Here is a 25,801-nt window from a genome sequence, read left to right on the forward strand (position 1 = left end):
GTTTCCGGTTAATTTCCAACGTTTTCCCGTGAAATCAGGTATGTAAAGTAAGGAGTCGATTCTGCTCTTTAATCGGGATTCGTCTCTCACATCTATTGGGCAGCGATACACAGCGGCTCTTTCTTTTCTGTTTCTCCTGTCTTCTTCTCTCAGAGTGTCCTTTTCATCTTCCGGTCTGAAATCGTCTTAAGAGTAATTCAATGAACCCGAAAACATTGATGATCACCATATTGGTGATCGTAGTTGCAATCGTCGCCTATTCCATGGTCACGTCACCTTCAATAGACGAAAAATTGCTTCCGCCTTCCGATTCCAAAGAGAAGTTGCCCCCCCCACCGGAAATTAAAAAGGGAGAGAAGCAGCCCAATGCGGTGACAGAGTCAGTCGATTTTGATTTTGGAAGTCAGGCCCGATACGAAACCGGTCGGCATAAATTTAAAATCTATAATAAAGGAGAAGCTCCCCTCGAATTAACCCAGGGAGATTCGAGCTGTAAATGCACCATTGGTAGCTTGGACAAGAATGTTGTCGCACCAGGAGAATTTACCGAAGTTGAATTAGAGTGGACACCTGAGTCAGTGAGTACGGCAGGGTCTTCTGATAAGTTCAGGCAATATGCAGTCGTGTATACTAACGACCCGGACCGTCCCGAGATTGGGTTTAATATCACTGGTTTTGTCTATATGTTGTTCGAGATTATTCCTGAGAAGGAATGGCCATTGGGCGAAATGACCATGACCCAAACCAAAACGGTCACAGGCAGGATCACTTCATTGCTGGACCCATTTAAAATCGAATCAATTGAAACAACAAGCGAATTCATTACTGCTGAACCACGTCAGCTAACCGATGAGGAATTGAAACTCTTTGAAATTAAAAATGGATATGAGATTAGTGTGACCGTTCAGCCCGGGTTCAATTACGGCACTTTCGAAGAATCTCTGATTTTGCAAACGGATTACAAAGAGGGAACCGAGGTTCGTATCCATGTACAGGGATTTATCAAGGGCCCCTTTACGTTCCTGAAAACGTCCCGTCAGAAAGGAATTCTCTGGTCGGCAAATTCTTGGATGCTCGATATGGGGTCCTTCGCGGCACAGGAAGGACGGAAAGTTGATATGCGGGTTTTCGTGGCAGAGTTGGATCAGATGCCTGAAGGAGAGAATTTTAAAGTTCTTTCTGCGGAAACGGATTTGGAATTTCTGCGAGTCAATGTCACCGGTGATGATCAGCCTGCAGAAAATGATCGACTCGAATTGCAGATGCAGTTCGAGTATGTAGCCGGATCTCCTGCCGTTTTACGTACAGCCCAGAAGCCAGTGACTGTTACGTTGAGGACGAATCATCCAGAGGCGAAAGAATTCAAAATACGAGTGCTATTTTCGGCGAATTGATCACTCGCTAAACTGCGCATTCTCAGCAGACCGGAGGAACTGGTCTGTCCCCTCAGATTTGTGGATCAAGGACTTTTATTATGGTCAACTTCAGGGTGCTCCCCGTGTTGAGCTGTCTGGTGCTGTTCTCTCTGTTTTCCGGATGCGATTCAACTGGATCCAGTGGTTCACCGGTGAGCAACGCCAGTGGAATCAATACGGAACCTGACAGTCAGAAATCGGAAGAGACAGATTCGGGAGCAGATGAAACCACTACTGCGACGCCTGCACCTGTAGAGAGGCCTCCCAAACCGATCCTGGAAGGTTGGGAAAAGCCAGCAGTCGCATTCATTCTATCGGGAGAGCAGAATGGCTATCTGGAACCATGCGGCTGCTCGGACACTCAATCAGGAGGGATGGCCCGTCGGGCAGATTTGTTTGCTCAACTTAAATCCAAAGACTGGCCTCTTACTGCTTTAGATGTCGGAGGATTTCTGCGGCATTCTCGGAGACAGTCTCAACTGAAAATGGACGCCATTTTTAATTCCCTGACCGACCTTGAATATGCCGCGACGGGCATTGGGCCGTCTGATATCGCCATCGGTTCGACTAAGCTCCTGGAACGGGGAATGATGGAACCCGGATCCGAAGACCAAATGATGCCCCAATTGGTTTCGGCGAATGTGACTTTGTTCAACGACCCTGAATTGGGCGCCATTCACAGAACACGTGTGTATGAAGTTAATGGTGTAAAGATCGGCGTTACAGGTGTGATTGGAGAGTCCGTCCAGCAATCCATGCTTCAGTCCAGTGGAGAGGAAGTACAGGTTCTCCCTGTGGAAGAAACTTTGCCCCTGGCTGTTGAAGAATTGAAAGCGGCCGAGGCCGACTTGTACATCCTGCTTTCTTTTTCCGAAACTGAAGAGAGCCAGAAGTTAGCGGAGCAATACGAGCTATTCGATGTGGTGCTCACGGCCAGAAGTGCTGAAGACCCCGACCCTCGTGCGATTCCCATTGGCGATTCCGGTCGTCTTTTGGTGAAAGTCGGCCAGAAAGGGAAGAACGTCGGCGTGCTTGGCTATTATCCCGATGAAGAAGAGAAACTCCGCTGGGAATTGATCGATCTAGACAATCGACGTTTTGAAAGTCATCCGAGTATGGCGGTTCACATGCAATCCTATCAGGATAACATTGCATTTGAAGATCTGGCTAAAACCGAACCCACGATGACGCATTCCAGTGGCAACACCTTCATTGGTGCTAGATCCTGTAGACAATGTCATTCCAAAGCGTATGCGAAATGGGAAAGTACCAAACACTCTCATGCCTTCGATACCTTGAAAAAAGGACACGAGGGTGATGGCGATTCCTGGATACCGCGTGTGGATGACCCGGAGTGTCTCAGTTGTCACGTGGTCGGCTGGGAGCCTCAAGAGTACATTCGGTTTGAGTCTGGGTTCATCAATGAAGAACTCACTCCCGATCTCAAAGGGCAACAATGTGAAAACTGTCACGGTCCGGCCAGCCAGCATGTGAAAATGGAGGCTCAATGGCTGATTGACCGGGATGCTGTTGATAAATCATTGGTGGATGCCGCACGTAAAGAATTGCATCTCGATGTGAAAACGGCAGAGAAACAGGTCTGCTCGAAATGTCACGACCACGAGAACAGTCCCAAGTTTAACTTTGAAGAATACTGGGAAAAAGTAAAACACCCCTACCGCGACTAGAACAACTGGATGTTGTTGCCTGTATTGTTGCTGTCTGTTGCCCGTGAGACTAAGGTTTACGAGACCCTTTCCAGGGTTCCTGGACAGCTTCCGAATATTATAATCGCTGGTTTACCGCGTTAATTCATACGAAATCAAATAACACAGAAGGGATTAAAATCACCTTTACGATGGCCGCTCCTCCTCAGAATATTCGAGCTTTGAAAGACAAGTCTGTCCTGGAAATCGTTTGGCCATTAGAAAGGGTCGATCAACTTCCTTTCCAATTCCTGAGGGGAAGATGCCCCTGTGCTGTTTGCGTTAACGAACTTACTGGTGTCCGTATGGTCGGGCCGGAAAATATTGGCAGTGACGTGCACCCTGTGAAAATGGGCTTTTCCGGTAACTATGCTTTAACAGTCGAGTGGAGTGACGGTCATCATACCGGTTTATTTACCTGGGATTACCTCGAAACGATTTCAAACGAATGGCGCGATGCAAACGCCTGATGTTTCTGCAGATCCCCAAAAGTAAATCACACCGACTCTGGTGCGAATCAGAGTAAGCAGAGAATTAATTTATTTATGACGTATGAAGTCGAGTTGAAGTTCGAATTGAAAGATCGCGATGCGATCAGGGTTGCCCTGCAAAAGCTGGGAGCTGTTGAACAGGCTACAGAGGTGCAGCAGGATCATTATTTCAACCATCCTCAGCGAGACTTCGCTCAAACGGACGAAGCGTTTCGCATTCGCTCTAGCGGTGAACAGAATCGAGTCACCTATAAGGGACCAATCCTCGACAGCCAGACGAAGACCCGTAAGGAAATTGAAATCCCCTTTGCTTCAGGTCAGTCAACAGTCACTCAGCTTGAAGAAATGCTTGTCGATCTCGGTTTTAGACCTGTCTACAAAGTGACCAAGACACGAACCAGTTTCTCACTTGAGTGGGAAAATCGGCATCTGGAAATCACTCTCGATCGAGTTAATCAGGTGGGAGACTATCTGGAAATTGAAACGATGACCAATGAAGCGGACCGTGACGAAGGACGCGAGGCGATTTTAAAACTAGCGAAGCATCTCGGATTCAAGCACCCGGAACGACGCTCCTATTTAAGATTGCTTCTAGAAAAACTGGAAATCGATGGTACTGCCGACGTTTGAGTCGACGCTCTAGAGAATTTGGACCATTTGTTCATTGTTTTCCATCAGGTTATTGAAATCGGTAAATGTCGCGGGTAAGATTACGCCTGTACACTGATTTCGGTTGATTATCTAATTGAGATTAGAAGCAGACCGTTATCCATTTGGCGAGCCCGATTTCGCTTTACGTTGGTTCGTTGATTTCCAGCAAATCGACTGAAAGTACGAGATCGAAGTCCTCTGGAGAAATATTTTCTCCAGAGCGGATAACTTTACTCTTTCGCCTCTTCAATCTAAATTCTATGCAGGTCGAGCCCTTCTTTTCATCGCCGGTTCGATTTTTGAACACATAAAAGGAATGAGTCATGGCCAAAGCAAGATCTCGCAAAGCTCCCTCTGCTCCTAAGAACGAGCCTCCCGATACTATGCTGGATAATGCTCTCGGCCAGATCGAGAAAGCATTCGGCAAAGGGTCTATTATGAAACTTTCGGGGTCGGCAGCAGGCCGAATCCCGGGAATTTCAACCGGAGCCCTTTCACTGGACCTGGCTCTCGGTGGCCAGGGGATTCCCCGCGGACGTATCGTCGAATTTTACGGCCCGGAATCAAGTGGTAAAACCACGTTGGCTCTGCATGTCATTGCTAGTGCCCAGAAGACAGGAGGTGTCGCTGCTTTCATCGATGCTGAGCACGCACTTGATCCTACCTGGGCGAAACGACTTGGTGTAAAGCTCGAGGATTTACTGGTTAGTCAGCCCTCTTATGGTGAAGAGGCTCTGCAGATTGCCGAGATGCTGATCAAGTCTAACGCCGTCGATGTGATTGTTATCGACTCCGTCGCAGCCCTGGTTCCCAAGACGGAACTAGATGGCGAGATTGGCGATACGCACGTCGGTTTACAGGCCCGTATGATGAGCCAGGCGATGCGAAAATTGACGGGGGCAATCTCTCGCTCAAAAACCAGCGTAATTTTCATCAACCAGATTCGTGAAAAAATCGGCGTAATGTTCGGAAGTCCGGAAACGACTCCGGGTGGCCGGGCACTGAAATTCTACAGTACATGTCGTATTGATCTCCGTAGAGTCAGCACCTTGAAGGATGGCGACGCAACTGCCGGTATCCGCATGAAAGCGAAGATCGTCAAAAATAAGGTCGCGCCCCCCTTCCGCGTGACTGAGTTCGATATGCTTGTCACCAGCGGTATCAGTTACGAGGGTGATATCATCGACATGGCGGTCGAAGATCGTATTATCAAACAGAGTGGTAGCTGGTTCAGCTACGGCGAAACTCGACTGGGACAAGGTCGCGATCGAGTCCGGGAGTTCCTCAAGGAGAATCCAGAAACAACCGAGGAAATCAGACAGCTGATTCTCGAATTTCGTGGATTTGCTGCCCCTGCAGAGGGAGCTGAGGGGGATTCGGAAGAGGCTACAACTGAAGAAGCCAGTTCTAAGTAGCGACTTCTTGTCAGTATCAGGCACTCAAAAGTTCCCCATAAAGGGGAAGGTCCTTCGGCTTTCCTGAGTTCTCTACTCTCGCTATTACAATTCACGCTGATCCCGGAAGCGAACCCCTTCCGGGATTTTTTTGTCTAAGGCGATAGATCTGTGGATTCTCAGCGTCTGTCTGTGGGCCGAAATAGCTTGCCTGCCCTGTAATTGTTATGATTTCGCATTGGAATCCAGGCCTGTCGCTTGCGAATGACGAAGTCGATACCAACAGGCGAATTCCGAATCGCCCCCAATGTCGCTCAGACGCCTGGTTTCTATCCTTTTTTGATTAACCCTAGTTATTCCTTGAGTTCTAGAACTGACCCATGCTTACCAACGAACTTCGTGAAAAATACCTGGAATTTTTTGAATCCAAAGGGTGTATCCGCCGTCCGTCGGACGTGTTGATCCCCAAGGATGACAAAACGGTACTGTTCACTCCGGCCGGAATGAATCAGTTTAAAAATCAGTTTCTGGGAATCGGTAAGCTCGATTTCACTCGGGCCACGACCTGTCAGAAATGCCTGCGAACGGGCGATATTGAAAACGTGGGGGTAACTGCCTATCACCACACGTTCTTTGAAATGTTGGGTAACTTTTCGTTTGGAGATTACTTCAAACGAGAAGCAATTCACTGGGCTTGGGAGTTTCTGACAGACAAGAAATGGTTGGGGCTCAATGCGGATAAGCTCACCGTCACTGTTTTCCAGGAAGACGATGAAGCTTTCGATATCTGGAACAAAGAAATCAAACTCGATTCCAGTCGTATTCGACGCGACAACGAGTACGAAAACTTCTGGCCTGCTGGAGCTCCTACGGAAGGACCTGATGGAGTCTGTGGTCCCTGTAGCGAAATCTTCTATCATCCCGATAAGGGACAAAAAGAAGTCGAGATCTGGAACCTCGTTTTCACGCAGTTCAATCGAGTAGGCGACCCACCCGACAACTTGCGACCACTGCCGAAGAAAAACATCGATACCGGAATGGGGCTGGAGCGATGTGCCGCTGTCCTGCAGGGAGTCGAATCCAATTTTGAGATCGATACGTTGCGACAGTTGTGTGAAGCTGCTGCGGATACCGTGAAGGTCAAATACGATTTCCATAACCCGGAAGGTCGCGCGATCCGTCGTATTGCCGATCATGTTCGTGCGATTACGATGTGCATCCATGAAGGCGCGGTACCGGGAAGTGACAAGGAAAGCTATGTCATCCGGCAACTGCTTCGCCGGGCTGTTTTGGAAGGTTACCTGTTGGGCCGCGAAACGCCGTTTCTTTCGACGCTTGTGCCCAAGGTGGTCGAGATCATGAAGCAGCCTTACCCCGAACTGACGGAAACAGTTCAGTCCGTATCGGACATTATCCACGAAGAAGAAAGTCAGTTCCTGGATACGGTTGAACGAGGCGTGAATCGGTTTAACCAGATCGTGCAGAAATCAGACGTACAAAGTAGTAAGACGATTTCAGGAGATGACGCTTTCGATCTGCACCAGACATATGGATTTCTGGTGGAATTGACAGTCGCAATGGCCAAAAAGAATGGGGTGGAAGTCGATCGCCTTGCGTTCGAAAACCGGGTCAAAGAACAGAAAAACATTAGCGGTTCTGGCCTGTTTGCTAATTCCGTCATGTCCGCAGGTCCGCTCGATTCAATTCGGAATGAAGCGGGTGCGACTATATTCAAAGGTTATGACTCGTCGACCTGTGAAGCTAAAGTCGTCGGTCTAATTCGCGATGAAAAACAAATTGAAAAAGTTGATTCGCCTAACCATGCCGACCGTGTCGGTGTGATTCTTGATCAGTCACCGTTCTATGGAGAAGCGGGTGGTCAGGTTGGCGATGTTGGGACTTTTTCCAGCGACGATACTCAGTTTGAAGTCGTTGATACTCAGCGGCATGGCGACTTACTGGTTCACATTGGCAAACTGAAAGCGGGTACAATTAAGCTTGGCCAGAAAGTCACCGCGGTAGTCAAAGGCGAACGTCGCGCCGGCATTCAACGGGCTCACTCGGCGACTCACATTCTGCATCATGCATTGCATCAAGTGCTCGGCAAGCACGCGACCCAGCGTGGATCGAAAGTGCAACAAGATGAGCTACGATTTGACTTCGCCCATCGTTCGTCCATGACACGCGAGGAGATTGATCGAGTTGAAGATATTGTGAACCAGCGCATCGCCGAAGGGGCGTCGGTCCACACTCAATTGCTGCCCATTGAAGAGGCACGTAAACTTGGAGCCATGGCTCTCTTCGGAGAGAAATATCCGGATGAAGTTCGAGTCGTGAAAATGGGTGAGTTCAGTACCGAGCTCTGCGGTGGAACGCACCTGACCAGCACTGGTCAGGTGGGGCTCTGTAAGGTGATCAGCGAAGAGCCTGTCGGGAAAGGGGTTCGTCGAATCACGGCCTACACAGGCGAGAAAGCGGTCGAACAGATGCGGCAGTCGGACGAACTGCTGCGGGAGCTGAGTCAGTTACTCAAAACGCCACAGGTCCAGGATCTTCCACAACGTATTCAGACTTTGCAAGATGAACTAAAATCGGTTAAACAGCAATTGGCGGCTCAATCGAAACAGTCTGTATCCGGAGTTCTGGACGAGCTGTTGAGTCAGGCAGAAGAAGTGAACGGCGTGAAGGTCATTACCTATCAACCCGAAAACGCCGATCGTGATATGCTTCGAGAGTTTGCCGATCAACTTCGTGCTTCTCGTACTCCCGTTGCCGTTCTATTGGGAGCGGAAATCGATGGCAAAGTGGCTTTGCTGGCGACGGTCAGCAAAGAGCTGATCAAACAGGGTGTCAAAGCGAACGACTGCATCAAAGTCGCTTCTAAAGTGGCTGGTGGTGGTGGCGGAGGCCGCCCCGATTTGGCCGAAGCGGGAGGCCGTTTTATTGATAAAATCCCGGAAGCCCTGGAAGCAGGTGCCGCGTTCTATAAAGAGCAGCTGGGATAATTCCTTCCTGCTGTTAAATGAAAATGAAGCATAAAAGAACCCGGAAGAGATCCTGATGATTTCTTCCGGGTTGTTATTTTGTGCCTGTGTTTGGATGTCTTACAGCATTCCTTTTTTCTGTAACTCTGACACGACGGTCATGACAATGTTTCGAACGTCGGCGGTCTCATCAGCAGAGCCTTCTCCGACCGGGCATCCGCCAATGGGCTCCTGCGTAAAACCGTGATCGGCCAGAGAGCACTGCAATGTCCGTCGCAAAATGCTGAGGTCTTGCTCTTGGTGTTCTGATCGTGGCTGGCGCCCATGTCCCATGTCGAATCCACGCAGTTTTACCGCTTCTCGGAAGCCATCGGGGAATTCGGCTGAGTAAAGCATGGTGTCGAATAAAGTGACAAGGTCGTATTGAATTTTGCGGGCATCATCCAGTTTGCCGGCGAGCGTCAAGTCGTACAGCTTACGAGTGATTTCGGGAACAACTCCGGAACTCGCGTTGGTTCCTCCGTCACAACCGACCAGGATCATCGGCATCAATGCCGCATCCCAACCTGTCAGAAAGGCGAAGTCCGGCCGATTGGGACGCACTGCCTGGATCATTCGAATCATGTGTGGAAGTTCGCCCGAACTATCTTTGATGGCTGTGATTCGTTCGCATTCGTCAGCCAATCGTTGAACAGTGGGGACATCGATCGGGCTGGCGAACATCGGAATGTTGTACAAGGTCACATCGACGGGAGTATTCCGGCCTATCTCTCGGAAGTAAGCGAAAACGGCTTCCGGTCCAAGCTTGTAATAAAACGGGGCGACAATGGCGACGGCCCGCACACCAAGTTCCGCGTAATATTCACACGCTTTGAGTGTTTCTTTAACATTTGCCTCGGCAGCTCCCGCCAGAATGGGAACCCTGCCCCGTGTCTGATCGGCAATGATGCTGACGATTCGTTTTCGTTCTTCGAAAGTAAAACGAGTGAATTCCCCTGTCGAGCCGTTGGGGTACAGGCCATGGACCCCTTTTTCGATCAACCAGTCGACGTACTTTCGCAGTACTTCTTCGTTGATATCACCCTTGCTGTCGAGCGGAACCAGATTCGGAGTGAAAATTCCCTGGAGACGTTCAGCCATTGTTGAAAACTCATGTAGAATGTGGGGATGCGTGAATGGTCCGACCGGTCAGAATGATGCAAGAAAATGAGCTTCTTTGACCAATTCTGCACGGAACGGAGGTCAGAACTCTCAGTATCTGGCCTCTCATAAATACTTTACCCAGCAAAAGGTGTCGACCGCGAGAGAACCGCAGGAAAACTTTACCTCTCCTGCACAAACTGCCCTAACTTTTTGTCTATTGCTGTTTGTATGGGTTATAAGGGTTCAGTAGCGAGCTGCTGATTCATCTGAAAAGAGTCCCTGCGTTCGCTAAATTGGCTGGTGCGTCGTCTTTTCAGAGGCTTTGGGCCAATGGACGGTTACTTTTGTTCCCTGAGAGGGATGGGAGCTGACCGCGATGGTGGCGTCGTGCAGGCGGGCAATTTGCCAGGCTTTGGAGAGGCCGAAGCCAAGTCCCCGTCCGGCCTGTTGCCCCGAGTAAAACGGATCAAACATATGTAGTTGGTTCAAGTCGGACAGGCTGCTGCCCGGACTGGTAATCTCAATCTGGACTCGACCCTCATAACCAGGACGGTATTCGATTCGCAATATTTTCTCTGTATCATCCGGACTGTGGATCAATCCGTTTTCCAGAAGAGAACAGACGACTTGCTCCAGTTGCGTTCGGTCGGCAAGCAAAAAGTAGTCTTCAGACGAAGCGATCTCGAATGAGATCTCATTTCCAAAACGTGCTTTTAATTTCCGGATGACATCATCGAAAACTTCCCGCAGTGGAACAGATTCAAATTGCGGAACCGGTGGGCGACCGAAAAGCATTAAGTCACCAATCATATCGCGGATTCGCAGAGCTTGAGCTCCGATGTTGGTAAGCATCTCTCGACGTTCCGGATCGGCCTCATTCTTTAAGAGCAGTTGAGCGCGACCGCTTATGGTCGCCAGGGGGTTGTTGATTTCGTGCCCTGCCCCGGCTGCGAATTCTGCCAGGGACTGCAGTTTGAGTTCCTGGAGTTGAACGAGCGATGCCGGACGATGTGCCAGACGGACCTGTTCTAAAAATCGGCAGGTGACTTCGGCTGCTTTTTCGAAATCATCCGATAGAGAAGAGACGGGGATTGCGCAGGCGAGCATTCCCCGGACGGGGCCGGAAATGTGTAGTGGAATGAACTGGAGTTGGTGAAGGTCGGAGGCAGGAAAAAATTCGCCCCATTGTTGTTCCACTAAAGCGAGGAAGTTTTCCGCCCAGTCACTGTCACACGGAAACTTCGTGCCCAATTCCACGATCGATCTCTGTTGATCATAAAAATGAAACCACAGAGACTGCTCCCCCGGACTGGGGGTGATCAGGAGAACGGCGTGGGATGTCGTCTCTTCCCACCAAATTTCCACGACGCGTTGCAGCGCATTTGGGAAATCGAGGGTCGGCATGAGTTGCCAGTATCGCTGGCTCAACCGATTGACGAGACTGGTCTCTGTTGTATTAGACGACGCAGTCGATAGGGTATCGGCGGACAAGGACATGGTCGGCAGGAAACTTTCGATAATCAGCAGATGAAGTCCGCTATGTTAATGAAAAGCAGAGCGCTTGTTGATGGGGGGGCATCCATGACTGCTTCTATTCCTGACTTAATACTCTTGTGTAATATAACAAAAACGTCCCATTCGAAGACTTCGAATGGGACGAATATGTATCGTATTACCGGAGTGGACTCTCTGCAACAGTTGATAAATTGCCTGTTGAAAAAGTCTGTTTGGCAAGGCGTTCCTGTGATCAGGCTGCTTCCACTGGCTCCATATCGAGCAGGTGGCAAACATGTTCAATCAGTTTTTCAATTTCGAAGGGCTTCTGCATAAATTCATTGGCACCCGACTTGATCAATTCCTGAATCTTGTCCGCCTCGACCATCCCGCTAATGCAAATGATTTTGACATCGTCGAGCGTGGAGTCAGATCGAACACGGTGGCAAACTTCTTTACCATTAATGTCCGGCAGCATCACGTCCAGGACGATGATATCGGGATGATATTCTTTCACCATCATTCCAGCATCAAATCCATTGTTCGCCACACGGACCTCGAAACGGGAATCGAGTTCCAGAGCGTCGCGGATCAATTCTACCAATTCCTCGTCATCATCGACAATTAAGGCTTTGCGGCGTCCGCTTTCCAAAGCATCGGTTGGGATGCCATTGTCTTTCATGAACTTAAAGAGAATGTCGCGCGGAATGCGGCGAAAACGGCTACCTGGTACGCGAAAACCCTTCAACTGGCCTGAATCAAAACAGCGAATGATTGTTTGTTGGCTGACCTTGCAAATCTTTGCGGCCTCGCCGGTTGTAAAAACTGTTTTCATGCTGAGTATCCATCCTATGCTATGGCCATCGACGTAGACGGCTGGCCCGTTTAATGTCCTCGTCAACGACACGACGTCGAGGAGGTTCCCTCCTGGAAAACCCGGAAACCCGGCAAGGAGATTTAGCTCACAAACCGTCAAGTTGAGCGATGGCGCTCCCCAAGGTGACGATGGTGAGGACTTGGCTCCTTCCAAATCAATTGCTGGTTTTAACAGGGCTTTCACGGGCCATCCGGGCCGTCAATGAAGAGGATACCCTACCAGTTCTTGGTTCAATTTCAGGGCTATGTCTAACCAATCAATGCAGATTCCGCCGGGGTGGAAGCATGTTCCCCACTGATTTAAGTAACAGCAGTATACGATACAAAGGACTTTCGCTTCGCCCGGAGGGTGTTGATTCAAGATTACCTCTTTTCTCAACACGACCGATTGTATCTAATCTATGGAATCGGTCAACAGGACTTCTCTTCCCCTTATCTTCCCCACTCTACACCAGTTTTCTAGACGCAAACTCCTGCTATTACTAAATCTTGGCTCTGCAATGAATTAAGATGAGCATGCTAATTAGCTGTTGATGCGAAAAAAATGAGGAAAAAAAGTTCTTTACGCGTAAGTGTTTCGATTGAAAATACTTAGGAAGAGTTTCCTCTCATTTGCGGAGATTAGGAGCATCCGTCGAAATTTCAGCAATCGACAGCTGGTGAACGAGGATGGATGCGGGGTTCAGCGAGGCTGCTTTAGATACATCGTCACCACGGCCAAGTCGGCGGGCGTAATTCCACTGATGCGAGAGGCCTGCCCCAAATTGATTGGACGTACCCGATCGAGCTTCTCACGGGCCTCGATTCGTAATTGGGTAATTCCCTTGTAGTTGAGCGCCTCCGGAATTCGAAGCTGTGTGATCTTGGCCTGCTTTTCAACGTCGGCCAACTGGCGGCGGATGTAACCCGAATACTTGGTCTCAATACAGACCTGATCGCGTGCTCGTTCGGAAATCTCCAATTCAGCAAGACGGGGAGAGATCTGACAGAGAGAGGACCAGTCGGCATCCTGACGCCGCAAGCGGTCTTCCAGTGAGTTCCCGTGGTATCGCTCGGTGCGTAGGATTTCGAGAGCATGATCGATCTCGACTTCATACTTCTTAAGTCGAGCTATGCGGTCAGCAGAGGCCAGGCCAATCTCGGCAGCAAGAGGCGTCAAGCGTCGATCTGCATTATCATGACGTAAAAGCAGACGGTACTCGGCACGAGAAGTAAACATGCGGTAGGGTTCGTCGACCCCTTTGGTTACGAGGTCGTCAATTAAAACACCGAGATACGCCTGGTTACGATCAAGAACAAAGGGTTCATCTCCCCGCAGTTTAAGGGCGGCATTGATTCCCGCGATGAGCCCCTGCCCTGCTGCTTCTTCGTATCCCGTGGTCCCATTGAGCTGGCCCGCGAAATACAAACCTTGAACGGCTTTTGTTTCGAGTGTGGGGGTCAACTGAGTTGGTGGAGCGAAGTCATATTCAACAGCATATCCGTAACGCATAATCTCCGCTTTTTCGAGTCCGCGAATCGAATGAATCATCTGGTCCTGAACATCGCGCGGCAAACTCGTCGAGATACCGTTGCAGTAAACTTCTTGAGTATTGCGACCTTCCGGTTCCAGAAAAATCTGGTGCGAGGTCTTATCTGCGAACCGTACGACTTTGTCTTCGATGGAGGGGCAGTAACGGGGACCAGTAGAGTTGATCTGGCCGCTATACATCGGAGCGCGGTGTAGGTTTTCGCGAATGGCTTCGTGAACGGCTTCGTTCGTTTCGGTCAGGAAGCATTCCATTTGCGGCTGAGTGATGCGGTCGTTCATGAATGAGAACGGAACCGGGTTTTCATCTCCAGGTTGTGCCTGGACAACCGAATAATCGATCGTTCGACCATTTATCCGTGCGGGAGTTCCTGTTTTGAATCGTTCGAGTTCAAATCCGAGTTGTCGGAGAGAATCAGATAACGTACCGGTCGTTCCTTCCCCCGCGCGTCCCCCCTGGCTTTTCGCTTCGCCCGTGTGCATGATCGCCTGCAGGAAAGTACCCGTCGTCAGGATCACTGCTGGTGCGTGGTAGATCGCGTCACCACGGACACGGATGCCTTGAATGACATTGTTTTCTACAAGGAGCGTTTCGACGACTTCCTGTCGGAGAGTCAGATTGTCCTGCAATTCCACGCGGTTTTTCATGCTGAACTGATAGGCCTTTTTATCGGCTTGCGCGCGCGGAGAATGCATCGCGGGGCCTTTGCTCAGATTTAACATGCGGAACTGAATACTGTTCTCGTCGATGACGAGCCCCATTTCTCCACCGAGCGCATCGATCTCGCGTACGATCTGTCCCTTGGCGACACCTCCGATTGCCGGGTTGCAACTCATGGCACCGACTGTATCGCAGCTCATCGTTAGTAGAGCGGTTTTCGCGCCCAGGCGTGCGGAAGCAAGCGCGGCTTCAATTCCGGCGTGCCCGGCACCAATCACCAGGGCATCATATTCGTAGGTACTATTTGTCATTTTGAAATGGAACAGAAAAAGTTGTTTAAGTGGGATCGTGTTCAGGAAGAGAGTCTTCAGAAACGGCTATTAGTTCTGGACATGTATGTCGTATTGGATCAGGCATCTCAGGGCAAATTTCCGGTTTTCAAACGCTCTCGCTTGAAACTCGGTTTATATCTGCCATACTCAGTCGAAGCGCCCGATCCAAGTCTGCTGAGCGATTCATAAGGGCTTGGATTAGCGTAACTTACCGAACGATCAGTTAGAACGAAATTTACGGTCCCCTTGAAAGGAAACCCCATGTCAGACGTCCGGACTGCTGCTGTCACTCTTAAAGGAAACCCCGTTGATCTTGCAGGCAAAGCACTGCAGGCAGGCGACACCGCTCCCGAGTTCAAGTTGCAGAACAATGGCTTGGAAGAAGTGACTCTGGCTTCCTCTGCCGGGAAAACCCGTATTATTGCAACGGTTCCCTCATTAGACACCTCTGTATGCCATGCGGAGACCAAAAAATTCAATGATGAAGCTGCTAATCTTGAAAATGCCGAGGTTCTGGTTGTCAGCATGGACCTTCCCTTCGGTCAGAAACGCTGGTGCGGTGCTGAGAACGCCGAAGACATCGTCACACTCAGCGGCCACCAGTCGACTCAGTTTGGTGAAGACTATGGCGTTCTGATCAGCGGTGGGCCTTTGAATCGCTGCCTGGCACGTGCAATCTTCGTTGTCGATGCCGACGGAAAACTGAGCTACGTCGAATACTGTGCTGAAATCGCTGAGCATCCGAATTACGATGCTGTCCTTGCGGCTGCCAAATAATTCAGCTGTTAAATAATTTAGCGGCAATACATGAACCAGTGAAAGCGGAAGCGGGTCCAGTCTTTGGGCTCTCTTCCGTTTTTTATTGGCCTACTAGCCGATGATTATTTCCGAGACGAAACGATCTCTACGTGATCGACAAACCCTGATTACGCCGCCGGTGGTTCCAGACTCAGGTGTTCGTAGGTTTTGCGGGTGAGCATACGACCCCGGGGAGTTCGTTTGATTAATCCGCTACGAAGCAGGAAGGGTTCCACTTCGTCTTCGAGTGTATCGGGAGGAACGTCCATAGTGTGGGCAATTGCGTTTAAACCTGCAGGGCCTCCCGCAAAGACTTCATAAAGTGTGTTTAGGTATCGTCGATCCTGTTCTTCGAGACCGAGGTGATCGATCTCCTGCATCGCGATGGCATCGTTTGCCAGTGACAGGGTGATTTTACCTGAGGTCGATTTCACGACTGCATAATCGCGAATCCAATGTAGCAGGTTGTTCGCTTTTCGCGGGGTCCCCCGGCTGCGAATGGCAATCAGATCGGCGGCGTCTTCAGAAATCGAAGTATTGAGTTTGCGTGCGTTGCGAACGATGATTTCTGTTAAATCAGCGGGTTCGTAAAAGTCGAGATGTTCTCGATTGACGAACCGGTCACGAAGCGGTGCGGTTAACATGCCGCTTCGGGTGGTAGCACCGATGACACAAAACTTCTGAAGACTCATGTTGAGCGTTCGCGCATTGAGTCCATCTCCCAGAGTAATGTCGACCCGATAATCTTCCATTGCCGGATAGATAAACTCTTCAACAGCGGGCGGCATCCGGTGAATTTCATCGATGAACAGGACGGAGCCGTAACTGGCATTCGTTAAAAAGGGGAGCAAATCTTTGGGGGCGGACAGCGAGGGGCCTGAGGTGATTTGTATCTCTGTTCCGAGTTCACGCGGGATGACGGTCGCCAACGTAGTCTTCCCCAATCCGGGTGGACCATCCAGCAACAAGTGGCCGAACGGTTCCTCACGACGGCGGGTCGCATCGAGCATGATCTGAATGCGCTCTACTACTTTTCTCTGACCGACGACATCCTTCAGGTACTGCGGGCGGAGATCGTCATCGAAGCGACTACTGTCGCTGAGGAAATCTTGTTCAGGCATCGCCGCCGAGCCTCTCACTCCCTCGCGGTCCAGATCTGCTTCGGGAGACGCCGGCTCTGCAGCCGACTGATGGATTATTCGTTCTCTCGCCATGTAATATAATCGTCCTTGATGAGGGTAGATTCAACCCTCAATTTAACGGGAGCGGGTCGTTCCTGTCTAGCGGGGTTCAACTGCCTGTGGGGGACGACTAAAGCCGTTTAAAGAGGATTACGAGCGTATTATAGCAGATTACAGTCACTAGGATTAACCGGAACTGCTCTTAATTCGCGGCAAAGGCTCCCAGACAGCAGAAAGCGAAGAAGACGAAAACCGTAAACAGTACGTGGCACATGGCAATGATTTTTGCCGCGCGTGTTAAGCCTTCTCCCTCGGGATTCATGATCCCTGCCCGCATGCTTTTCAAATCCTGTTCGGCAATAATCCAGACCGGGATAGAAAACAAAAAGCAAAAGAAGAACCAACTGACGATTGAACATACGAGTAAAGTGACGCCGCGATGAGCTTGCTGATTGCGTGGATCCGAGTAATCCTTCCAGTCTTCGTCTGGATCCAATAGTTCGCCGCAATTTCGACAGCGATCATCCTCAGGATGAACGTTGGTTCCACACATAGGGCACTTGGGGCGGCGTCGTGTGGAACTGGTTCCGTCAAGGTCTAGCTCCAGTTCGTCGACGACAGACTCCTCAGTGTGAGGGACTATCAGATGCGCACCGCATCCAGGGCACTGCGCCGAGAGCCCCGCTTTGTCGTCAGCGGTTCGAAGTAGCTTGTCACAGTGATCACAGCGGAATTCGATCGGCATTTTACAACTTTTCGACAGGATAGAAGAACATTGTGCTACAGGGATTTCAGCAGCGGAGTCTGTTAGGTTGAACTCGGCATTTGAGTCTGACGGAATGCTTTCCCTGAAAGAGAAGGCGGCACACACTTCACGACCAAGTGATTAGTGGAAAGCGGAAAGGATTTCCCTCTCGATTTGATTCGTCAGGAAGATGTGAGTATTAGAGAGAATAACTCGCGGACGTGGATTTTCCAACTAACCGAATCGTTAGGCTACATCGACTCGGCCAGCTCTTCCATGATGTCATCAGAGATATTGAAGTTCGCGATCACATTTTGGATGTCGTCCTGGTCTTCCAGGGCATCAATGAGTTTCAGCACTTTCATTCCGTCCGTGGCATCGAGCTCAACGGTATTCGCTGGCACGCGAGTAATGTCGGAAGACGTCGTTTCAATGCCTCGTTCTTCCAGGGCAGCATTCACAGCGTCGAATAGATCGGGATCACACAGAATTTCAAAAGAGTCCCCTGCTTCGCGGACATCTTCGGCTCCTGCTTCGACAGCGATTTCGAATAGAGCCTCTTCGTCATTTCCTTCTACCGGAACGAGGAATTGTCCTTTGCGATCAAACATCCAGGCAACGCAGCCCGTCGCTCCCAGATTGCCGTTATGGACTTCGAAGATTTTGCGTATTTCACCTGCAGTGCGATTGCGATTTTCAGTCAGAATGTCGCACAGAACGGCGACTCCTGCGGCTCCGTATCCTTCGTAAAGCAGTTCTTCGTAATTCTCACCACCCGCTTCTCCACAACCTTTTTTTACTGCCCGGTCAATATTGTCTTTGGGCATGCTCGCTTTTTTGGCTTTGTCGATGGCGTATCGCAGACGGAGATTTGTTGTCGGGTCGCCCCCTCCAGACTGGGCCGCAACAATGATAGCTCGGCTCAGTTTGCCAAACAGTTTGCCTCGTTTTTTATCGATTACGCCCTTCTTCGCGGAGATGTTTGCCCAATGCGAATGTCCTGCCATCTCGTTACTCTCTCATCTCTTGTCTGGTTAAATCGATCTGATGATTACTTGAATTGGTTGCCAATGACCGCGACTCAGAAGTGTCCTTATTCGAAAAACTGGAACGTGTTGCGAACGGACGATTTCAGCGATACTGGCATCGATTACCCTTAGCGAAAATCAGTCGCTGTCGGGATATGGTAAGACTTTCTTATCCACAATTACTCTGCTTCTGTCCAGTGTACGTATCAGGAAGTCGCCTCTTTTTCACTGGAGAGTTTTTCCTCGAGTTCTTTAACCAGCTTCTCATTTGGGGCTTCTGCTGCTTTTTCTTTCTCTAAAGCCGTTTCCCAGACTTTACGGGCTTCTTCTTTGTTGCCGAGAGCGTAGTGGCAATCGCCCAGATGATTGTAGATAGTTGGGTCGCCCTCTTCGAGGATCTTGATGGCTTTTTCGAGGTGTGTAATGGCTTCTTCAGGTTTGCCAAGTTTGTAGAGTACCCAACCCAGACTGTCCAGAAATGCGGCGTTGTCCGGATCGGAATCGACGGCCTTCCGAATCATCTTTTCGGCCTGCTCTAAATTTTTACCCTGGTCTGCATAGAGGTAACCCAAGTCGTTGTTCACTGTGGGGTTCTCGGGGTCGAACTTAATGAAGTCTTCGAGGACTTTTTCACCATTCGTGATGTCCCCTTTCTGCACATACAGATTGGAAAGAATCAGATGAATCGACCGTTGCAATCGAGGGTTGATATCCTTTTTCGTGCGAACATCTTCAAAGAGCTTGATTGCTTCTTCATCGTTGCTGGCTCGGTATTGAATCCAGGCTTCTTGAAAATGGAATTCATTTGTGTCTCTGATACTACGAGCTTTTTTAACTGCTGCGATCGCTTTTTCGAAGTTTTCTAACTCAACTTGTGCATCAGCTTCTCGGGACAGAAAAATCGGTCGATAGCTGTTCAATCTACTCTCAGAACCGGCGGCGGCCCAAACTTCAACTGCCTGTTCATATTCTTCCTGCTGCATCAGGTACTCGCCCCAAGACTGGTAAAGACGAAAGGCCTGATCACCTCTCTCGGCAAGAGCGTAGGTGTAAAACTTCGAAACGAGGTCGCTTCGTTTCGCTTTCTCAGCCAGTTTACCCATCAGCAGAGCGCCTTCGAAACCAAGGTTCTCCTCAAGACGGGATTCCCCTACTTCCATTAGTGCCTTTGTGAGTTCAGGATCTTCTTCGATTCTGTTCATCAGGTCTTGTAAGGCGTTGATATTTTGTTGGCTTTTGAAAGCGGTCGCCATCGTGTCGAGAAGTGGTTCCGCCTGGCGTCGTTGAAAATAGATTTCCGCTAAACTAATCAAACCTTCTGGATCGCCTCGGCTTTCCAACGTGGACTTGATCAGTTTTTCAGCTTCGTCGAGTTTGTCGTTCTCGATGTATTGCTCTGCGAGGAAGTATTTCAGTTTGGAATTTCGTGGATCGTTGTCGGCCAGTTTTTCCAAACTGGGAATTAAATCGTCAGATCGATCCAGTTTTTCAAGCAACTGTTCCAGAAGCTCGTAAGCATCACGTCCTTTAGTCTGCAATCGGGCATCGAAGTAAGCCTGCAGGTTGTTGAGACCTTTTTCGTAATCCCCTTTTTTGACATACACGGAAGCGAGATTGAAACCGAGTATCGCCGGCTTACCGGTTCCAAACTCGGAGGCAGCCTCGAACGCCTGTTCGGCCAGGTCTAACCTGTCTCCATCGAGAAAAGCTCGACCAATCCGTTCCAACGACTGAGCGCGATCAGCCATAAGCCTCGCTTTGATCTGAGAATTTAACTCGTACTCTTCCGGATGGATCATCGCATCAAAAACAACTTCATACGCTTCAGCCGCTTTCTCCAGATCCTTTGTCAATGTGAGCAGCAGTCCCAGTTCGAATCGAAACAATACATACTCACCCGACTTGTGATCGATTCGAGAAGACTCTGTGGCGCGACGAATCAGGCGGATCGCTTCATCCATTCGGTTTTGCCGTTGCATGTAACGGCCTACTCGGACGAGCAACTCGTAATTTTCTGGATCGGCATCCTCTGCTTTGGAGACATACTTCTCGACCAATTCCGATTGGTTCATACCGATGGCCAGAGGGATCAGGAGTTCATAGACCTCACTGCTGGTTGGGTCGAGGTCCGCAGCCTTCTGCAATTCAGAGAGGGCCTGTTGATGTGCGTTTCGGTTGAATAACAGACGAGCAGTGAGAAAATGAGCCAGGGCTTCTCGTTTATTGATATCTTTTTCTGTAGGTGACTCTTTCAGATCAGGGAACTGCAGATTCTCTATGATGATCGGCAGCTTCTGTTGTCGCTCGACATAGATTTCCAGTGGCGTTTTTTCAGAGTCGGAGGTCTCGCTTTCGCTGGATTCGGTTTGGACTGGATCCGATTCTGCTGCTTTCGAAGGGATGCTGACAAACAGAAGCCCGGATAGCATCACTACAAATCCCCAGATGCCGAAAAGCTTATTAAGCGAGAGGGACTCTCTGGAGCGGGGAGTGGATTTAGAAAGAGTATGTGCCTGTGGCGACCAGTTCATTGATAAGAACCTGTGCTTAAATTTAGGAGGACATCCATTAGGCCGTTCCGCCGGGAATATTTAGCGGGCGAAACGACGGCGTACATCGATTGTACGCAGCCAAGTGAGGATGGGCCAAGGCGAAAAGGGACTCTATCCAATTCGATGAAGCAGTTTTGGGGCGGAACGGAAAGCGTTCGGATAGGCCGATTTCGCCCGGAGAGGGTGTTTCGCGGACATCCCTGCCACATCTTCACGAAAGCACTCGCGATAGTCGGGCAATGCCTCGAATTAAGGGAGCTACTGTTATTTCTTCTTCGATTTTTTAGTGGGGGTCGTTTTCTTCTTCGCTTTAACGACTTTCTTCTTTACAGTCTTGGCCGCTGTTTTTTTGGTTGGTTTATTTGTGGCTGGCTTTGGGGGGATCGCTTTTTTGACTGTCTTTTTCGCGGTTTTACCAGTCGTTTTTTTGGTCGCTTTTTTAGTCGTCTTGGCTGCTACTTTGGTGGTTTTGGCAACGGGTTTTTTCTTGCTCGCTTTTCCAGCCAACAGGTTGGTGTAGCGGGTGGGTGCGTCCATCAGATCGAAATTTTCCCCTTCGGAGTATTCGATCTCTTTGATGACCTTTTTCATCAGCTTTTCGTCACTGGAAGCGGCACGAAGAAGATAAAAGAAAAGTGCGGCTTCACTTTTGCGAACGGATGATTTTAAAGAGTCCGAGGCTTTTTCTTCGCCAGATTTTACAGAGGTAAATCCGAACCAGACGGCCAATTGATTGATATCGGCGTCCGCAGGAATGACGTGTGCACCAAGTACTTGAAGTAGCGTGAATTGATGCACGAAGTGAGAAAGGTGCGGAATCTTATTCAGGAACTTCTGGGCTTGATCCTGTGTTTTACGAATAAATTGCTCGAGGTCGTAGCTGAAAGAGGACTCAAAGACGTATTGCAGCAAAGATCGAATACGCAAAGCACGGTGTTCGGCTTCGGGATCATCTCCGATGACTTCGACGAGTTCAGTAATAGAGCTGACCCGCATTTCGTTCAGATCGCAGAATGAGTGTTTCAGTCGATCGAACAATTCCTGTGCGTCGTCGACGGAATGATTTTCCAGACATATCGCAAACAGGATCGTTTCCAGAACAGGGAGTTCCAGTTTGGGAGTTGCGGATCCGTGTTGCTTTTTCAGCAGGGGGATCAACTTCTTACTGATCCCCTGTTTGTCGGACGCCTTCAGAGTAGGTTCAGCAGCCATATCTGTTATCGTTATCTGGAGAAAATGATCTCGGGTTTCAGGCCCCTGGACAGGAGCCCCGACAAGGCGGGACTAACTTAATCCATTGCTGCCACCAGCGGGAAGATGGGGTGGGAAATGTCGATGAATAGAACTCTTTATTCTAGTGTTCCGGCTCCTCATCACCAGTCTCATCGGGTGTCTCGTTACCGGACTCTGTCGTTTCTATCTCTTTGAGGATACGGGCAGCTTCGAAGCTTCTTTTGATTCCCTCATCGAGTTTGAAGCTGAGGATGGGCGTGTAGCGGGTCTGAATACGATCCCCCACTTTCGCTTGCAGGAAACCGCGGGCGGATTCCAAACCATGCATGCAGAGTGACTGTTCTTTTTCGGTTCCCAGGACAGAGACGAGTACTTTTGCGGATCGCACGTCCGGAGAAACTTCGACACCAGTAACTGTCACGTTTTTAACACGGGGATCTCGCATGTGCAGCAGGATCGTGGTGCTGACCTGTTCTTTGATCGCTTGTGCCAGTTTTTCAAGTCGACGAGAGGACATTGTTTAGTCGAAGTTTCCAGGGAAATAGGAGGCCGTTAAAGAAGAATTAAAGGTAGACAGACTGATCAGGCAAACCGGCCAGCCTTAATGCGGGACCGGTTCACGAGTCGAGGATCAATCGAGCGTTCGTTTTACTGTCTCGATTCGGTAAGATTCGAGCAGGTCTCCTTCTTTGACGTCATTAAAGCCGTCGAGACGAATACCACACTCCATTCCTTCACGTACTTCTTTGACGTCATCTTTTTCTCGCCGCAGGGACGAGATCGAATAGTTGTTGATGACAGTCTGGTCGCGAATGACATGGACTCGGTTGTTACGATCGATGGTGCCATTCAGAATTCGGCAACCGGCGATTTTTCCAACTTTACTGAAGCTGAATGCACGCAGCACCAAGGCTCGTCCAGTAGCAACCTCTCGTGCCTCTGGTTCGAGTAGCCCTTCCAGAGAACGTTTGATGGTGTCAGTCAACTCGTAGATGATTCGGAAGCGGCGGATATCCACTCCTTCCTGCTCTGCGAGTACTTCCGCACGATCTTCCGCGATAACATGGAATGCCACGATGATCGCTCCCGATGCACTAGCGAGATAAACATCGCTTTCGTTCACACCACCCACGGCTTCGTGAATGATTTGAACTCGTACTTCGGGGTGATCGAGTTTTTCGAGCTCGGATCGAATCGCTTCGATGGAACCGGGAGCATCGGCTTTTACAATGATAGGCAAGTCGGAGACTGAGCCCGTGCGTGCTGCAGAAAGCAGGTCGTCCAGACTGAGCGATTTTCGACGACTGGACAGAACTTCTGCTCGGTCTGCATGTCGTCGATCGTTAGCGATCTGACGTGCTTCTTCGATCTCCGGCATGACAAAGAAGAATTCACCTGCACTTGGGACTTCCTCCAGACCAGCCACCTTGATCGGAGTCGAAGGCGGAGCTTCCTGGATTTCTTCGTTCCGGTCATTGTACATAGCACGAACACGACCGTAAGTTTCTCCACAGAGAATAACATCGCCTACACGCATCGTTCCTCGTTGTACGATCAACCAGGACATCACCCCACGACCTTCATCGAGGAAGGCTTCGAGGCAGACACCCACGGCATCGCGTTTCGGATCCGCTTTGTATTCATGTAGTTCGGCAGTAACCAGGATGGTTTCGAGAAGATTCTCAATCCCTTCACCCGTTGTGGCGGAAGTTCGAATGACTTCGATTTCACCGCCCCACTCTGCCGGCAGAATTTCATTCGCGGCGAGGTCCTGAAGAACTTTCTGTTCGTCAGCGTCGGGTAGATCGCACTTATTCATCGCCACGATGATAGGTGCACCACTCGATTTCGCGTGACTGATACATTCTTTAGTCTGCGGCATGACACCGTCATCCGCAGCCACGACCAGTACGATAATGTCGGTAATGTTTGCACCACGAGCACGCATTTCACCAAAGGCGGCGTGACCGGGAGTATCGACGAAGGTCACTTTTTGACCATTGTGGTCTACTTGGTAAGAGGCGATGTGCTGGGTGATTCCACCCGCTTCGCCGGACGTTACGTTAGCAGAACGGATTTTGTCGAGCAGCGATGTCTTACCATGGTCGACGTGACCGAGGATGGTGACGATCGGCGGACGATGTTCCAGGTTGGCCGGATCTTCGTCAGACTCGACAGACAGCGTCAGACGATCTTTGGCTGTTTCCTGGCGTTTGATTTCGAGCTCGACGCCCAGTTCCAGAGAAATCTCGAGAGCAGCCTCTTCGCTCAATCCGTCGTTAATGGTCACCATGTTGCCCTCGTTCCAGAGGATTCTCATGATGTCTTTTGACGGATGTCCGATCGCCTCTGAGAGGGTTCGTACTGTAATAGGCGGTTCAATAACCGCTTCCGTTTTACGAATAATTTCTTTCTGAGACCGTTTGCGTGAACGACGATGGTACGGTCGGTAACGACGGTCGCCTTCAGTCTCGGTCGAAGGTCGACGTGATCCGCGACGCCGGTCGCGTTTCAGGCTCTGTTCTTCTTTGGCAGACTTACGGGCTTTCTCCGCTAGTCCCGCCTCTTCAGGCTTGAAGCCTTTGCGACCTCGTTGCTCGATTGATTTTTGCAGGTGCGAAGCGAGTGGGCTTTGTCCGGCGATCAAGTCGGGAGTCAGCTTGACGTCTGGTTTTTGCGCCACGCCTTCTGATTTTGCTTCGACTTTCTTTTTCGGAATTTCAAACTTGGGCTGAGCTGCGATATTCGGAAGAGCCGTTTTAGGCTTGTTCTTAGCCGCTCCACCTTTGCGGCCCCCCCCCATGTTACCCCGTGGACGCATTTCCCGAAGGGTTCCCTGGTTTCCGGTTGCCACGTAATCATCACGGCTGATGGAGTCGATTTCAGGATCAGTGCTTTCGGACTGTGCTTCGGAGCTATCTCCGGTTTTCGTATCCGCAGATTCTGTTGTTTCGGCAGATTTGGCTGTTTCCGTTCCCGTCGTAGTTTCTGCTACATTGGTCTCGGCAGATTCGGCCACTTGCTGAGCAGAGTCGTCCTGACCGCTATCAGAAGAAGTGTCCTGATCGGTAAAGGATTCGTCCGTGGTTTGGGCTTCGCGAGTCTCAACGGCGGTTGTAGTGTTTCCGTCGTCTCCTTGTTCGGCAACTTCTTCTTCGCTATTTTGCGAACGAAGTTGCGGACGAGCGGACATGGCGCGAATCTGGCGGATTTTGGCAGCCGGATCAGGCGCTTTTTCTCGAACCGGAGCGGGTGGCTCCGAGGTATCCTGGCCAGGAGCCTTGGTGTCTTTGTTGACGTGCGCGACTATAACGTCTCGCTCTTCGGGCGATATGCTGGCGAGTGCGGAGTTCTTGACGACGACTCCCGCTTCACTTGCCAAATCAATCAGTTCTTTACTGTCCAGCCCCAGCTCTTTAGCCAAAGCGAAGATTCGAACTTTCAAAGTTCAATCCCCTGAATAAATCAATCGGGTATTACAATTACGGTGCAAGGCAAATAGATCCGGCGAGACCGGTTAAAGCTGCCTCTAATTTTATACTGTCTGATTCCAAACCAATTTTGAGTGGTATTAGAATCTCTCCGATCT

General features: G+C 50.0%; 18 protein-coding genes. 7 read left to right on the top strand and 11 right to left on the bottom strand.

Annotation, left to right across the window (positions count from 1 at the left end; genetic code table 11):
- The first annotated feature begins 200 nt into the window (after nucleotides 1-200).
- The 6 genes from Pla110_RS07905 to alaS all read left to right on the top strand — a co-directional run bounded on the left by Pla110_RS07905 (nucleotide 201) and on the right by alaS (nucleotide 8,662).
- The gene (locus Pla110_RS07905) at nucleotides 201-1,394 is read left to right on the top strand and encodes a DUF1573 domain-containing protein (protein WP_144994906.1); all 1,194 of its coding nucleotides are present in this window, start codon (nucleotides 201-203) and stop codon (nucleotides 1,392-1,394) included.
- A gap of 80 nt (nucleotides 1,395-1,474) precedes the next feature.
- Nucleotides 1,475-3,103 (top strand): multiheme c-type cytochrome, encoded by a 1,629-nt coding sequence (locus Pla110_RS07910; RefSeq protein ID WP_144994908.1) that lies wholly within the window; start codon nucleotides 1,475-1,477, stop codon nucleotides 3,101-3,103.
- 170 nt (nucleotides 3,104-3,273) lie between these two features.
- A complete protein-coding gene (locus Pla110_RS07915) occupies nucleotides 3,274-3,591 on the top strand; it encodes a DUF971 domain-containing protein (RefSeq protein WP_144994909.1) in 318 nt (105 codons plus the stop codon).
- 75 nt (nucleotides 3,592-3,666) lie between these two features.
- Nucleotides 3,667-4,242: a class IV adenylate cyclase gene (gene cyaB / locus Pla110_RS07920; RefSeq protein WP_144994911.1), complete on the top strand. Its 576-nt coding sequence runs from the start codon at nucleotides 3,667-3,669 to the stop codon at nucleotides 4,240-4,242.
- Between the two features lie 344 nt (nucleotides 4,243-4,586).
- Nucleotides 4,587-5,678: a recombinase RecA gene (gene recA, locus Pla110_RS07925; protein ID WP_144994913.1), complete on the top strand. Its 1,092-nt coding sequence runs from the start codon at nucleotides 4,587-4,589 to the stop codon at nucleotides 5,676-5,678.
- A 359-nt stretch (nucleotides 5,679-6,037) separates the two neighbouring features.
- A complete protein-coding gene (alaS, locus tag Pla110_RS07930) occupies nucleotides 6,038-8,662 on the top strand; it encodes an alanine--tRNA ligase (protein WP_144994915.1) in 2,625 nt (874 codons plus the stop codon).
- A 99-nt stretch (nucleotides 8,663-8,761) separates the two neighbouring features.
- Here alaS and Pla110_RS07935 read toward each other — a convergent pair whose 3' ends face one another.
- From Pla110_RS07935 to mnmG, 4 genes are all read right to left on the bottom strand, one after another.
- Nucleotides 8,762-9,781: a dihydrodipicolinate synthase family protein gene (locus Pla110_RS07935; protein ID WP_144994917.1), complete on the bottom strand. Its 1,020-nt coding sequence runs from the start codon at nucleotides 9,779-9,781 to the stop codon at nucleotides 8,762-8,764.
- Nucleotides 9,782-10,072: 291 nt separating this feature from the next.
- A complete protein-coding gene (locus Pla110_RS07940) occupies nucleotides 10,073-11,281 on the bottom strand; it encodes an ATP-binding protein (protein WP_144994919.1) in 1,209 nt (402 codons plus the stop codon).
- A 250-nt stretch (nucleotides 11,282-11,531) separates the two neighbouring features.
- Nucleotides 11,532-12,113 (bottom strand): response regulator, encoded by a 582-nt coding sequence (locus tag Pla110_RS07945; protein WP_197440580.1) that lies wholly within the window; start codon nucleotides 12,111-12,113, stop codon nucleotides 11,532-11,534.
- Between the two features lie 723 nt (nucleotides 12,114-12,836).
- A complete protein-coding gene (gene mnmG / locus Pla110_RS07950; RefSeq protein WP_144994921.1) occupies nucleotides 12,837-14,654 on the bottom strand; it encodes a tRNA uridine-5-carboxymethylaminomethyl(34) synthesis enzyme MnmG in 1,818 nt (605 codons plus the stop codon).
- Between the two features lie 282 nt (nucleotides 14,655-14,936).
- Here mnmG and tpx point away from each other — a divergent pair, with 282 nt between their 5' ends.
- Nucleotides 14,937-15,452: a thiol peroxidase gene (gene tpx, locus Pla110_RS07955; protein ID WP_144994923.1), complete on the top strand. Its 516-nt coding sequence runs from the start codon at nucleotides 14,937-14,939 to the stop codon at nucleotides 15,450-15,452.
- A 149-nt stretch (nucleotides 15,453-15,601) separates the two neighbouring features.
- Here tpx and ruvB read toward each other — a convergent pair whose 3' ends face one another.
- The 7 genes from ruvB to infB all read right to left on the bottom strand — a co-directional run bounded on the left by ruvB (nucleotide 15,602) and on the right by infB (nucleotide 25,657).
- Nucleotides 15,602-16,687 (bottom strand): Holliday junction branch migration DNA helicase RuvB, encoded by a 1,086-nt coding sequence (ruvB, locus tag Pla110_RS07960; protein WP_144994925.1) that lies wholly within the window; start codon nucleotides 16,685-16,687, stop codon nucleotides 15,602-15,604.
- Between the two features lie 169 nt (nucleotides 16,688-16,856).
- Nucleotides 16,857-17,399, bottom strand: coding sequence for a hypothetical protein (locus Pla110_RS07965; RefSeq protein WP_144994927.1), 543 nt, complete (start codon nucleotides 17,397-17,399; stop codon nucleotides 16,857-16,859).
- Nucleotides 17,400-17,650: 251 nt separating this feature from the next.
- Entirely contained in the window at nucleotides 17,651-18,406 is a 756-nt protein-coding gene (locus Pla110_RS07970) for a YebC/PmpR family DNA-binding transcriptional regulator (RefSeq protein WP_144994929.1), read from the bottom strand.
- 227 nt (nucleotides 18,407-18,633) lie between these two features.
- Nucleotides 18,634-20,958 carry a tetratricopeptide repeat protein gene (locus Pla110_RS07975; RefSeq protein WP_144994931.1) on the bottom strand — a complete coding sequence of 775 codons (2,325 nt, stop codon included), beginning with the start codon at nucleotides 20,956-20,958 and terminating at the stop codon, nucleotides 18,634-18,636.
- 285 nt (nucleotides 20,959-21,243) lie between these two features.
- Nucleotides 21,244-22,191, bottom strand: a complete 948-nt coding sequence (locus tag Pla110_RS07980; RefSeq protein WP_144994933.1) for a hypothetical protein — start codon at nucleotides 22,189-22,191, stop codon at nucleotides 21,244-21,246.
- A gap of 142 nt (nucleotides 22,192-22,333) precedes the next feature.
- A complete protein-coding gene (gene rbfA / locus Pla110_RS07985; protein WP_144994935.1) occupies nucleotides 22,334-22,729 on the bottom strand; it encodes a 30S ribosome-binding factor RbfA in 396 nt (131 codons plus the stop codon).
- 114 nt (nucleotides 22,730-22,843) lie between these two features.
- Complete coding sequence (gene infB / locus Pla110_RS07990; protein WP_144994937.1) at nucleotides 22,844-25,657, bottom strand: translation initiation factor IF-2; 2,814 nt, start codon at nucleotides 25,655-25,657, stop codon at nucleotides 22,844-22,846.
- Nucleotides 25,658-25,801 lie beyond the last annotated feature (144 nt).

It is taken from the genome of Polystyrenella longa (genome assembly GCF_007750395.1).
In the GTDB taxonomy this organism is placed as follows: Bacteria; Planctomycetota; Planctomycetia; order Planctomycetales; family Planctomycetaceae; genus Polystyrenella; species Polystyrenella longa.